General features: G+C 64.2%; 9 protein-coding genes. 6 read left to right on the top strand and 3 right to left on the bottom strand.

What is annotated here, in order from left to right; all coding sequences use genetic code 11:
- Window positions 1–13: 13 nt before the first annotated feature.
- Window positions 14–1495, top strand: a complete 1482-nt coding sequence (locus tag NMQ14_RS16440) for a glutamate synthase subunit beta (protein WP_257097847.1) — start codon at window positions 14–16, stop codon at window positions 1493–1495.
- 1584 nt (window positions 1496–3079) lie between these two features.
- Here the strand turns inward: NMQ14_RS16440 and NMQ14_RS16435 are convergent.
- A complete protein-coding gene (locus tag NMQ14_RS16435; protein WP_257097845.1) occupies window positions 3080–3595 on the bottom strand; it encodes a DUF4124 domain-containing protein in 516 nt (171 codons plus the stop codon).
- A gap of 156 nt (window positions 3596–3751) precedes the next feature.
- On the opposite strand from NMQ14_RS16435, the gene glmU reads away from it, so the two are divergent.
- On the top strand, window positions 3752–5110 hold the full coding sequence (gene glmU, locus NMQ14_RS16430) for a bifunctional UDP-N-acetylglucosamine diphosphorylase/glucosamine-1-phosphate N-acetyltransferase GlmU (protein WP_257097843.1): 1359 nt from the start codon (window positions 3752–3754) through the stop codon (window positions 5108–5110).
- 48 nt (window positions 5111–5158) lie between these two features.
- Window positions 5159–6997, top strand: coding sequence for a glutamine--fructose-6-phosphate transaminase (isomerizing) (glmS, locus tag NMQ14_RS16425; RefSeq protein ID WP_257097841.1), 1839 nt, complete (start codon window positions 5159–5161; stop codon window positions 6995–6997).
- Window positions 6998–7024: 27 nt separating this feature from the next.
- On the opposite strand, the gene NMQ14_RS16420 is transcribed toward glmS, so the two are convergent.
- A complete protein-coding gene (locus tag NMQ14_RS16420; protein ID WP_257097839.1) occupies window positions 7025–8185 on the bottom strand; it encodes a Fic family protein in 1161 nt (386 codons plus the stop codon).
- Window positions 8186–9038: 853 nt separating this feature from the next.
- Here NMQ14_RS16420 and NMQ14_RS16415 point away from each other — a divergent pair.
- From NMQ14_RS16415 to NMQ14_RS16405, 3 genes are all read left to right on the top strand, one after another.
- Window positions 9039–10559, top strand: coding sequence for a ComEC/Rec2 family competence protein (locus NMQ14_RS16415; protein WP_257097838.1), 1521 nt, complete (start codon window positions 9039–9041; stop codon window positions 10557–10559).
- A 223-nt stretch (window positions 10560–10782) separates the two neighbouring features.
- A complete protein-coding gene (locus NMQ14_RS16410) occupies window positions 10783–11136 on the top strand; it encodes a type II toxin-antitoxin system Phd/YefM family antitoxin (RefSeq protein ID WP_257097837.1) in 354 nt (117 codons plus the stop codon).
- The gene (locus NMQ14_RS16405) at window positions 11129–11515 is read left to right on the top strand and encodes a type II toxin-antitoxin system RelE/ParE family toxin (protein WP_257097836.1); all 387 of its coding nucleotides are present in this window, start codon (window positions 11129–11131) and stop codon (window positions 11513–11515) included. The genes NMQ14_RS16410 and NMQ14_RS16405 overlap by 8 nt, the downstream gene beginning before the upstream one ends.
- Before the next feature lie 577 nt (window positions 11516–12092).
- On the opposite strand, the gene NMQ14_RS16400 is transcribed toward NMQ14_RS16405, so the two are convergent.
- On the bottom strand, window positions 12093–12274 hold a 182-nt coding region (locus NMQ14_RS16400), incomplete at its 5' end, for an ATP-binding protein (RefSeq protein WP_257097747.1).

The following is a 12274-nucleotide window of genomic DNA, read 5'->3' as shown; positions in this document are numbered from 1 at the left end:
AGGAACACGAGTCATGGGAAAGTCCACCGGTTTTCTTGAATTCCAGCGCCTGTCCGAGGCGTCGCTGCCGGTCGCCGAGCGCGTCCACAATTACCGCGAATTCGTGCTGCACCTGAGCGACGAAGAAGCCAAGGTGCAGGGTGCGCGCTGCATGGACTGCGGCATTCCGTTCTGCAACAACGGCTGCCCGGTCAACAACATCATTCCCGACTTCAACGACCTGGTGTATCGCCAGGACTGGAAGCAGGCGATCGATGTGCTGCATTCGACCAACAACTTCCCGGAATTCACCGGCCGCATCTGCCCGGCGCCGTGCGAAGCCGCCTGTACGCTGACCATCAACAGCGACGCGGTGGGCATCAAGTCGATCGAGCACGCCATCATCGACAAGGCGTGGGAAATGGGCTGGGTCGTACCGCAACCGCCGGCCGTCAAGACCGGCAAGAAGGTGGCTGTCGTCGGCTCCGGCCCGGCGGGTCTGGCGGTGGCGCAGCAACTGGCCCGCGTCGGCCACGACGTGACGGTGTTCGAGAAGAACAACCGTGTCGGCGGCCTGCTGCGTTACGGCATCCCCGACTTCAAGATGGAAAAGTCGCATATCGACCGTCGCGTCGCGCAGATGGAAGCCGAAGGCGTCACCTTCCGCGCCGGCGTGCGCATCGGTGATCTGCCGGAAGGTTCGCCGGTGCACAGCGATGCCTCAACGGTCATCAGCCCGGCGCAGTTGAACGCCGAGTTCGACGCCGTCGTGCTGGCCGGCGGTGCCGAACAGCCGCGCGATCTGCCGGTGCCGGGCCGTGATCTCGACGGCGTGCATTTCGCGATGGACTTCCTGCCGCTGCAGAACCGCGTCGTCGCCGGCGATACCGTGCCGAACCAGATCATGGCGACCGGCAAGCACGTCGTCGTGATCGGCGGCGGCGACACCGGTTCGGACTGCGTCGGCACGTCGAACCGCCACGGCGCAGCCAGCGTGAGCCAGTTCGAACTGCTGCCGCAGCCGCCGGAAAGCGAGAACAAGCCGCTGGTGTGGCCGTACTGGCCGGTCAAGTTGCGTACCTCGTCCAGCCATGAAGAAGGCTGCGAGCGCGACTGGGCGGTGGCGACCAAGGAGTTCATCGGTCATGAAGACGGCCCGAATCGCGGCAAGGTCAAGCAGCTCAAGGCCGTGCGCGTCGAATGGAAAGACGGCCGCATGCAGGAAGTGCCGGGCTCGGAAACCCTGATGGACGCCGATCTCGTGCTGCTCGCGATGGGCTTCGTCAGCCCGGCCGCCAGCATCCTCGACAGTTTCGGCGTCGACAAGGACGCCCGCGGCAATGCAAAGGCCACGACCGACGGTGAAGGCTGCTACGCGACCAGCGTGCCCAAGGTGTTCGCCGCCGGCGACATGCGTCGCGGCCAGTCGCTCGTCGTGTGGGCGATCCGTGAAGGTCGTCAGTGCGCCCGCGAAGTGGATCAATTCCTGATGGGTTCATCGACCCTGCCACGCTGATCGCCCGCCCTTCCCGGATCGCCCTGCGGGCGAAAAGGGGAACGCCGGCCGACCGGCCGGCGTGGAGAGGGTCGTCAATGCGCCCGCGGAGTTGACGTCTTTCTCATGAGTCAGTCGACCCTGCCGAGCTGAGCGCTCGCCCCCGGCCACGCCGGGCGGCGATGCTTCTGTAGGAGCGATCCACTGATCGCGAACGGCGCGTCGATCATGTGACTTCCGTTGTTCAGCGCGGGGATTCGCGATCAATGGATCGCTCCTACGATGCGGCCACCCGTTTCGCGGTGGATCGAACATCCCGCATTAGAAACATCCCGTCTTTGTGTATCGAGTCTTGCGCTGCCACCGCGATGTTTCTGTAGGAGCGATCCACTGATCGCGAACGGCGCGTCGATTGTGTGGCTTCCACTGTTCAACGCGGGGATTCGCGATCAATGGATCGCTCCTACGATGCGGGCACCCGTTTCGCGGTGGATCGAAAGCGCACGCAGCAGAAACATTCCGACTGCCTGCTTCGAGTCTTGCGCTGCAACCGCGATGTTTCTGTAGGAGCGATCCACTGATCGCGAACGGCGCGTCGATCGCGTGAAGTCCGCAGTTCAACGCGGGGATTCGCGATCAATGGATCGCTCCTACAAGGCGGGCCGCCTGTCTCGCGGCGGATCGGAACTGCCTGCGGCAGGACCATGCCGAAGGCGGCCCGGCGCAAGGCGCCGCCATTGCGATGTTTCCGCAGGAGCGATCCACTGATCGCGAACGGCGCGTCGATCGCGTGACGTCCGCAGTTCAACGCGGGGATTCGCGATCAATGGATCGCTCCTACAAGGCGGGCCGCCTGTCTCGCGGCGGATCGGAACTGCCTGCGGCAGGACCATGCCGAAGGCCGGCCCGGCGCAGTGCGCCGCCATTGCGATGTTTGCGCAGGAGCGATCCACTGATCGCGAACGGCGCGTCGATCGCGTGAAATCCGCTGTTCAACGCGGGGATTCGCGATCAGTGGATCGCTCCTACAAGGCGGGCCGCCTGTCTCGCGGCGGATCGGAACTGCCTGCGGCAGGACCATGCCGAAGGCGGCCCGGCGCAATGCGCCGCCATTGCGATGTTTCCGCAGGAGCGATCCACTGATCGCGAACAGCGCGTCGATCGCGTGAAGTCCGCAGTTCAACGCGGGGATTCGCGATCAATGGATCGCTCCTACAAGGCGGGCCGCCTGTCTCGCGGCGGATCGGAACTGCCTGCGGCAGGACCATGCCGAATGTCGACCCAGCGCAGTGCGCCGCCATTGCGATGTTTGCGCAGGAGCGATCCACTGATCGCGAACGGCGCGTCGATCGCGTGAAATCCGCTGTTCAACGCGGGGATTCGCGATCAGTGGATCGCTCCTACAAGGCGGGCCGCCTGTCTCGCGGCGGATCGGAACTGCCTGCGGCAGGACCATGCCGAAGGCGGCCCGGCGCAATGCGCCGCCATTGCGATGTTTCCGCAGGAGCGATCCACTGATCGCGAACAGCGCGTCGATCGCGTGAAGTCCGCTGTTCAGCGCGGGGATTCGCGATCAACCGATCTCGCCTGCAAATCTGTCGTGGCTCAATCGAGCTTGCGCATGAGCGCTGGCCGCTCGGCCGGCGGTGCCGGGGGGCGGATCGGCGGGTACAGCGGCTGGGACGGGAAATGTCGCCGCACGATGCGCGGCGGCACGCCATAAAGGCTGTCGTCGAGCACAGCCGGGTCGTCGCAATCCACCCGGCGTTGGGCTTCACAGCGCTTTCTCGCCGCGAGGCGGGCGTTTTCTTCCTGTTCGCGGGCTTCGGCGGCCTGGTTGGCGGATTGCTGGCGCAGCGCCCGTTCGACCTCATCGCGTACCGCGTTGCGATCCAGATTCGCCGGTGCGCCCGGCGCAGCCGGTGCGTCGGCCGTCGCCCCCGGTGGTCGCGTCACCTTGAGCGGATCCACCGTCGGTACCGGTGTCGAACGCACGCCGGCTGGCGGCGTGTGACCGTAGTTGATCACCCCGTTTTCGTCCTTCCAGCGATGCACCGTGTCGGCGGCCGCAATCGTGCTGAAAGAAATCAGCGCGGCGATGTAAAGCGATCCGTATCTCATGTCGTAAGTACTCGAAGCCATAGCCTTCATTGGTCCGCATGCGCGGGCGCAGGTTGCATCACCGGTGCACTTTCCCGGCTGTGCGAGAATTGCTGCGCAGCAGGCCAATGTCCCCCAATGCTAGAGTTGACGCGGTTTTCCGCTACAGGGTGTCCGATGCAGATTGTTATCCTCGCCGCCGGTCAGGGCAAGCGCATGCGTTCCGCGCTGCCCAAGGTGTTGCAACCGCTTTCCGACCGTCCGCTGCTCGGGCACGTGCTGCGAACCGCGGCCTCGTTGCAGCCCTCGCGCACCTGTGTGGTGTATGGCCATGGCGGTGACGCCGTGCGCGCCGCCTTCTCCGATCTGAAGGTCGACTGGGCGCTGCAGGCCGAACAACTGGGTACCGGCCATGCCGTGATGCAGGCGCTGCCAACATTGTCGCGCGAAGAACCGGTGCTCATCCTCTACGGTGACGTGCCGCTGCTGCGTGCCGACACGCTGGTCAAGCTGGCCGAAGCGGCCGGCGACGACAAGCTGGCCATCCTCACCGTCACGCTCGACGACCCTACCGGCTATGGCCGCATCGTACGCGACGCCGCCGGGCGCATCGTGCGCATCGTCGAACAGAAGGACGCGACCGAGGGCGAACGCAAGATCCATGAAGTGAACACCGGCATCATGGTGGTGCCCGGTGCTCGGCTGGCCGGCTGGCTGACGCACCTGTCGAACGATAACGCGCAGCGCGAGTACTACCTGACCGATGTGGTCGCCGCCGCCGTGCGCGACGGCGTGCCGGTGGTGAGCACGCAACCGGCGCGGGTTTCGGAAACGCTGGGCGTGAACGACAAGGCACAACTGGCCGATCTCGAACGCACCCATCAGCGCGAAAACGCCGAGCGCCTGCTGAACGAGGGCGTCACGCTGCGCGACCCGGCGCGCATCGACGTGCGCGGTGAGCTCGTGTGCGGTCGAGACGTCGAGATCGACATCGGTTGCATCTTCGAAGGCCGCGTCGAGCTGGGCGACGGCGTAGTCGTCGGCGCCCATTCGGTGCTGCGCAACGTCACCATCGCCGCCGGCACGCGCATCGCGCCGTTCTGCCACTTCGACGACGCCACCGTCGGCGCCGGCTGCCAGCTCGGCCCGTACGCCCGCCTGCGCCCCGGCGCCAGGCTGGCCGAAGACGTGCACATCGGCAATTTCGTCGAGGTGAAAAACAGCGACATCGCAGCCCACAGCAAGGCCAATCATCTCGCCTACGTCGGCGATGCCACCGTCGGCAGCCGCGTGAACATCGGTGCCGGCACCATCTGCTGCAATTACGATGGTGCGAACAAATTCCGCACCGTCATCGAAGACGATGTGTTCATCGGCTCCGACACCCAGCTCGTCGCACCGGTCACCGTCGGCCGCGGTGCAACCCTGGGTGCGGGCACCACGCTGACCGAAGACGCGCCCCCCGGCGCGCTGACGATTTCGCGTGCGCGCCAGATCACCATCACCGGCTGGACCCGGCCGGTGAAGAAAAAGTAACGCGTTTCCTACCCGAATCTTGCGCAGCTCTGCTTAAAGGATTGACCCATGTGCGGCATCGTCGCGGCCATCTCCGGCCAGAATATCGTCCCCGTCCTGCTCGAAGGACTGCGCAAACTCGAATACCGCGGCTATGACTCGGCCGGTCTGGCCGTGCTCAACGGCGCCCAGGGCACGCAACTGCGCCGCCTGCGCTCGGTCGGCCGCGTGGCCGAACTGGCCGCCCAGGCCGACGAACAGAAGCTCGAAGCGTCGATCGGCATCGCGCACACGCGCTGGGCCACGCATGGCGTGCCGTCCGAGCGCAATGCCCACCCGCACATCAGCGACGGTCTGGCCGTCGTGCACAACGGCATCATCGAGAACTTCGAGCCGCTGCGCGCCCGCCTGACCGGGCTGGGCTACACCTTCACGTCGGAAACCGACACCGAGGTGATCGCCCATCTGGTACGCCACCATCTCAAGAGCAGTCCGGACCTGATCGACGCCGTGCGCGCCACCTGCGCCGAACTGATCGGCGCCTACGCCATCGCCATCGTCACCGAAGGCGAAGATTCGCGCATCGTCGTGTCGCGCCACGGCTCGCCGCTGGTGCTCGGCCTGTCGGACAACGGCAACTACGCCGCGTCCGACACCTCGGCGCTGCTGCAGGTCACGCGCAACATGGTCTATCTGGAAGACGGCGACATGGCCGAACTCACGCGCACCTCGATGCGCGTGTTCCGTCTCGACGGCACGCCGGTCGAGCGCGCGGTGCAGGTGAGCCAGTTGTCGGCCGACGCGGTCGAACTGGGCAACTACCGCCACTACATGCAGAAAGAGATTTTCGAGCAGCCCGCCGCGCTGTCGAACACGCTGGAAATGCTCGCCCAGGCGCGCTCGATCACGCCCAACCTGTTCGGCGCCGAAGCCGACAATGTGTTCCGCTCGGTGCGCCGCGTGCTCGTGCTCGCCTGCGGCACCAGCTACCACGCCGGTCTGGTCGCGCGCTACTGGCTCGAAGACGTCGCCGGCATCGAATGCAGCGTCGAAATCGCGAGCGAGTACCGCTACCGCAAGCCGGTCGCCGACCCCGCCACGCTGGTCGTCACCATTTCGCAGTCCGGTGAAACCGCTGACACGCTGGCCGCGCTGAAGTACGCCAAGTCGCTCGGCATGATGCATACGCTGTCGATCTGCAACGTGCCGGAATCGGCCATCGTGCGCGAGTCCTCACTCCGCTTCATCACCCGCGCCGGCCCGGAAATCGGCGTCGCCTCGACCAAAGCCTACACCACCCAGCTCGCCGCACTCGCGCTGCTCACGCTCGCCGTCGCCAAGACGCGCGGTACGCTCAGCGTCGCGCAGGAAGAGAAATACCTGAAGGCGCTGCGCCACCTGCCCAGCGCGGTCACCCGCGTGCTCGAACTCGAACCGCAGATCCAGGTGTGGGCCGAACGTTTCGCGATGAAGCACCACGCGCTGTTCCTCGGTCGCGGCCAGCACTACCCGATCGCGCTCGAAGGCGCATTGAAGCTGAAGGAAATTTCCTACATCCACGCCGAAGCCTATCCGGCCGGCGAACTCAAGCACGGCCCGCTGGCACTGGTCGACCGCGACATGCCGGTCATCGCCATCGCCCCGAACGACGCGCTGATCGAAAAGCTGAAAAGCAATATCCAGGAAGTACGCGCGCGCGGCGGCGAGCTGTATGTCATCGCCGACGCCGGCACCGAAATGGTCGAAGGCGAAGGGCTGCACATCCTGAACATGCCGGAGAACTACGGCCTGCTGTCACCCGTGCTGCACGTCATCCCGCTGCAGTTGCTGGCCTATCACGCGGCGCTGGTGAAGGGCACGGATGTGGACAAGCCGCGCAATCTGGCGAAGAGCGTGACGGTGGAGTGAGGCGCACCGCACGCACTTCGCTGCCCATCATCCGGGGCGGTTCAGTGCGTCGGGAACGAAGCCTTCCGCCGCCAACGCACGGATCACGCCGCGCAGCAGCACGTTGTTGCTGAAACCGACGGTGTACTGACGCGCACCGTCGCGGATCGGCACGAGCATCCGGCGTTCCACGAGCTTGCGGATCTGGTAGGTGCGCTGGGCTTCCGTCATTGCGGGCATCGCGTCTTTCAGATCGCTCGCCTTGGCGATCCCCGCGTGTGCCGTCGCCATGAGCACCCGCTCTTCCATGTGCGTCAATGACTCGCGCTCGCGCGCGTGGCGCAACGCCGGCGTCAGGATGTGGTCGATGAGGTAGCGCTGGTCGGTCAGCCGGGCCACCTTGCCCAGTTCGTCGAGCACGCCGGACAGCACGTAGGTGCACCATGCCTCCCGTCCTTCCTGTGTGCCGGTGTCCGCCTGGCCGAGCATGGCGTAGTAGCGGTCGCGGTCGTTGCAGAACACCGCGGTCGGATTCAGCACCCGCCCGCCTGCCTTGACGTCGAAACCGTACTTGATCATCAAGGTGTAGGTCAGCAGCCGGACCACCCGACCGTTGCCATTGCCGAAGGGGTGTATCCACGCGAAGCGGTGGTGCGAGAGCGCGACCTTGATCAGGTCGTACTTGCGCGGGTCAGGCTGATTGATGAAGGCCACCAGTTCGCTCATGTACTGCGGCACCTGCAGCGCCTCGGGCGGAAGGTGGTCGGACTGCGAAATCTGCACCGACCCGTGGCGGTAGGCGCCGGGGGTGGCGTCACCCTCCCGCTGCAAGTCGCGCACCGTCAGCGCATGCAGCTCGCGCACGAAATGCTCGGTGATGTCGTCGTCCGGTGCGAAATGCGCTTCGATGAAGGTCATGGCCTCTTCGATATTGGCCATTTCGCGCAGCGTGTCGCTCACGGTCGCCGCACTTGCATCGAGCCGGCTTTCGACGTAGTCGGCCAGCGTGGTGTGGTTGCCCTCGATACGGGCCGAACCCAAGCTTTCCAGCATATGGAAGATCTGCTTGAGCTGGAAGAACACCGGTGCCGGCGTGCTGCCTTCCAGCCGCAGGCGGCGCAGATGTTCCAGCTCGGTCACTACATCGACGAGCGGCGAGTCGAAGGCGGGGTTGAGCAAACTCAGGTCATGGTGGCGAAAGGCTGGCATGAGCGACCCGGGCGTCGAAATGGAACCCGGATCATAAATTATCTGTAACCGACTTGACTGATATCTTTAAAAGAACAAAAAAAGTGCTTCAGAACAATTGCCTGAAGAGTATCCACGTAAAAATATCTTGAAATCCACGGGGCTTTTTCTGCAGAGCCTACCCTGAACATCTTGAATATCCGCCACGGGGGCACGCACTCAGACTTCCGCGCACAAGCCGCAATCGCAGTCGGATCTTTCGTGGGAGCGAGCTTGCTCGCGATTGCGCCAGCACCCAAAGCCCGCGCCCTGCGGAGGCTCCGTCAGGGAGAAGCCATTTCCACGAGACGCGCGATCCGACCAGGACCGCGTCGCGCTGGGTTCCGCGTGTCCGCCAAAGCACGCGCCGCGAATTATCTGAAATTATCTTGATTTGGATAATTGCCTAATTTTTAGGCAATTACGCCAAGGCAGCACTCAGTGCATATCACGTCCATCGTTCGTTCGGGCGTGTGAGAGTAAGCTAATCATTTGATTCGTATAGATTGTTCAGTCCCCGCCTGCAATCCTTCTCCTGTTGTCGACGAGGTGGTCATTCTCTACGCCGCTCGGTATACAGCGCTTGCGCGCCGGGGCTGGGTGCCCGGCCTTGTGGGAGCGAGCTTGCTCGCGATTGCTGCCTGAAACGAAGCGGCGGGCGAACCCTGCCGTGTGGACAACTCCGCTGAAGCCCGACGTTCCGCGCGTCCTTCAAGCCAAGCCGATGTCCTTGTGCTAGTTTTGACCACACGAGCCCGCCTCGCGTACCCGATCCGTTTCCGGTGTGCACGCCGCGGCTTCATTTCACTCGCACCTGACTTCGCAGGGGAATGCCATGGCACACCGGTTCGTCGCGTTGCGCAAGGACGGCAAGAAGACCTTTCTCCATGACGAAGCCGGCCGCCGGGTGCGCGAAGTCATCTGGGGCGACTACCTGACGGTGAAGCGCGCGCTGGACGATGGCCGGCTCGAGATCGACTGGGCGGCGCGCTCGCCCGACAAGCGCCGCACGCTGTACATCGCGGCCGAAGACACCGTCGAGCGGCGCCCGCTCGAAATCGTGTTCGTCGACGTGGGGCAGGGCGACGGCGCGGTGCTCATCTCGCCCGAAACCGGCAAGGACGAACGCATCATCGTCATCGACGCCGGCAAGACGGCCAATATGTGCGCCTTCCTAAGCGCTCGATTCATGAGCTACCGCCGCTTCAACTTCCACGCCGCGGTCGTGACTCATCCCGACAACGACCACTATCTCGGCTTCCAGGCGCTGTTCAGCGACCCCGAGATCGGCTTCAAGACGGTCTATCACAACGGCCTGGTCGAACGCGCCGTCACTGGCACCGGCACCTGGGCCAAGCTCGGCGGCGAACCGGTGCTCGATCCGGCAACCGGCGTTTCGTACCTGACTGCACTGGCCATCGACGAGGCCGACGTGCAGCGCCTGTTTGGCGCGCTGCAGGAAGAAAACCTATCCCAGTTTCCGAAGCTGATGCAGGCGGCGCTGCAGAACCCGAAAATCGGCACCGTGCGCATGCTGTCGACCGAACACGCAAAACTGGAAGGCGGTGTGGCGTGGATGCCCGACTTCGCGCCGTCGAACCAGCGCGGCTACACCATCCGCGTGCTCGGCCCGGTGGTCGAAAAAGGGCCGGGCGGCAAGCCTGCCCTGCGCCGGCTGAAGAGCCCCGGTGAAACGAAGAACGGTCATTCGGTGCTGCTCAAGCTGCAGTACGGACAGTTTTCCGTGCTGTTCGGCGGCGACCTGAACGAGCCGGCCGAGAAGTTTCTGCTGCAGCACTACACCGGCCGCGCAACGTTCCCGAAGCCGGGCACGCCCGACTACGACGCCATGGTGGCCGAGGCGCAGAAAACATTCCGCTCCGAAGTGATGAAATCCTGTCACCACGGCTCCGAGAAGGTGACCGACGCCTTTCTCGCCGCCGTCAATCCGGCCGCCTTCATCATTTCGTCGGGCGATCAGGAAGGGCACGTCCATCCGCGCCCCGATCTGCTGGGCCGCCTCGGCCGCTACGGCCGCGGCGACGCGCCCGTCATCCTGTCCACCGAACTGCAGCGCTCGTCGCGCCCGCTCGAAGATGGCGCGAAAGTGCAGAAACTGCTTAAGCGCATCGACGCCCTGGCCACCGCGCTGTCACTCAAAGCGCTCGGCGCCATCAAGCGCGACGTGGAGAAACTGGCGCGCAGCAATGTGGAAGTGTACGGCGCGATCTACCTGAAGACCGACGGCGAGCGGCTGATGACGGCCTTCCGCATTGAAAGCCGTTCGGACCTGAAAAAGTGGTTCTCCTTCCGATATGCGTTCAATGCGCAGGGGGAGTTGGTGCGGACGGACTGAACGCGCGTCCCGTTACCGGTCGCGGGACGCGACACCTGCGCCTGATCGTTCAAACAACTGCCGCATGCTCCGCCCTCCAGCGGCAGCACCTGTCAGGTCAATCGACGTGGAAGTGCGCGCCTCGACTTCATCGCCGCGATGAATGACCCGCCTCGCAGTCCCCGACTTGCCGAGATAGACTGCACAGAATTCTGTTACCTACCCACCCTCCAGGGAGCGAGCCATGGGTTTTTCTGCCAGTGATGTCGTGCCCTTCACCCAGGCACGCGCCAATCTTTCCGAACTCGCCGACCAGGCCAAGGCCGGCGCCGAAAAGATCATCACCAAGAACGGTGAAAGCTATGTGGCCCTGATCGACGCCGACCGGCTGGACTATTACCACCGGCTGGAACGCGAGCGCATCCACCTGTTGCTGATCGACGATGCACGGCGCGGTCTGGCCGACATCGTCGCCGGGCGCACCCAGGCGGCCGATGCTGCAATCGCCGGGCTCCAGCAGCGTCGGGCGGAGGGTGCGGTGGCAGACGCCAGCGAGGCTATTCCTTCCACCGGCAAAGCCCGAAAGACGCGTGGCTGAAACCCTCCACCGGGTCGAGCTGACCGATAGCTTCCTGGAACGCCTCGAAGCCATCGAAGCCTTTCTGATCGAAGCCGATGCAGGCGCCGCCTTCGACGACCTGCTCGATCAGTTGCGCAACACCGTCATCCCCAATCTGGCCCGCTTCCCTCGCATCGGTCGGCGCTACCTCGACCACCCGCCCCAATCCGCCGAGGCACTCACCCTGCTCGCCGCCATGCCCGCAGGTGCCGCCGACTCCCTCCGCGAGTATCTGCACGGCGACTACCTCATGCTCTACACCGTGGCGGATGACGTGGCGACGGTCTATCTGCTGACCATCCGCCACCATCGGCAGTTGTCATTCGATTTCGCGGGGCTTTGGCCGGCGGGAAATTGAGCCCAGCGGGGCGCGGGCGCACGATCCGCGCCTGGTTGGCGATCTCGCACGCGAGGGAGAGCGTACAGCCAACTCTAGATCTGGGGAAACTTCAGATTGCACTCGGACATTCGACTGGCAAAACGAAAAGTGAATAGTCCGCGTAAAGGTGATGATCACGGCGCGTGCTGTGCTTAGCTGTCAGGTCCCGGTTGATCCCTCAACGATAGGTTGAGGTGCCTACGCTAGCCGCGAAGCGTCCTAAACATCTCCCGTACGTCGTCCTCAGTTACCACGTCTGCCCGCTCTGGTGGCGGACTTCCAGAAGAACGACCTCGTTCGTACTCCGGCTCACCCTCGTTGAGTTCTGCTAATGCCTCGTCAATCGACGAAAGCAAGCGCGAAAACTCAAGGCCATATAGCTGCGTGAGTTCATGGAGCGAGGTTCGCAGCTCATTGAGATCGTCCGCGTCGGAGCAGTCGCCCAAGTCCTCAAGGACGCCCTCACGCCGGTAGTGATCCAGATGTTGATTTCCACGTAAAACTGACCCGGGGTTTTCATCTAAAACTGACCCACCGGTTTATGCGTGCAGTATAGCTACACGCGGTGCTGGGTGGATTCTGTGTCCGGTGGTCTGTCTCCTTGAGGTTTGGGGTGACGAGCACGGCCCGGCTGAAGCCGGGCCGTGCTCGTTTTGAAGCGCCAGGACTCGTTGCCGGTCTCGACGATGTGGCAGTGATGCGTGAGCCGATCAAGCATGGCGGTGGTCATCTTGGCGT

This window comes from Methyloversatilis sp. XJ19-13 (genome assembly GCF_024580155.1).
Lineage (GTDB): Bacteria > Pseudomonadota > Gammaproteobacteria > Burkholderiales > Rhodocyclaceae > Methyloversatilis.
This window is presented reverse-complemented; position numbering and strand designations above follow the sequence as displayed.

Excerpts from the sequence above, each read along its gene's own strand:
- NMQ14_RS16440 (WP_257097847.1), top strand. The coding sequence starts at position 14 with ATGGGAAAGTCCACCGGTTTTCTTGAATTCCAGCGCCTGTCCGAGGCG.
- NMQ14_RS16435 (WP_257097845.1), bottom strand. The coding sequence starts at position 3,595 with ATGAGATACGGATCGCTTTACATCGCCGCGCTGATTTCTTTCAGCACG.
- glmU (WP_257097843.1), top strand. The coding sequence starts at position 3,752 with ATGCAGATTGTTATCCTCGCCGCCGGTCAGGGCAAGCGCATGCGTTCC.
- glmS (WP_257097841.1), top strand. The coding sequence starts at position 5,159 with ATGTGCGGCATCGTCGCGGCCATCTCCGGCCAGAATATCGTCCCCGTC.
- NMQ14_RS16420 (WP_257097839.1), bottom strand. The coding sequence starts at position 8,185 with ATGCCAGCCTTTCGCCACCATGACCTGAGTTTGCTCAACCCCGCCTTC.
- NMQ14_RS16415 (WP_257097838.1), top strand. The coding sequence starts at position 9,039 with ATGGCACACCGGTTCGTCGCGTTGCGCAAGGACGGCAAGAAGACCTTT.
- NMQ14_RS16410 (WP_257097837.1), top strand. The coding sequence starts at position 10,783 with ATGGGTTTTTCTGCCAGTGATGTCGTGCCCTTCACCCAGGCACGCGCC.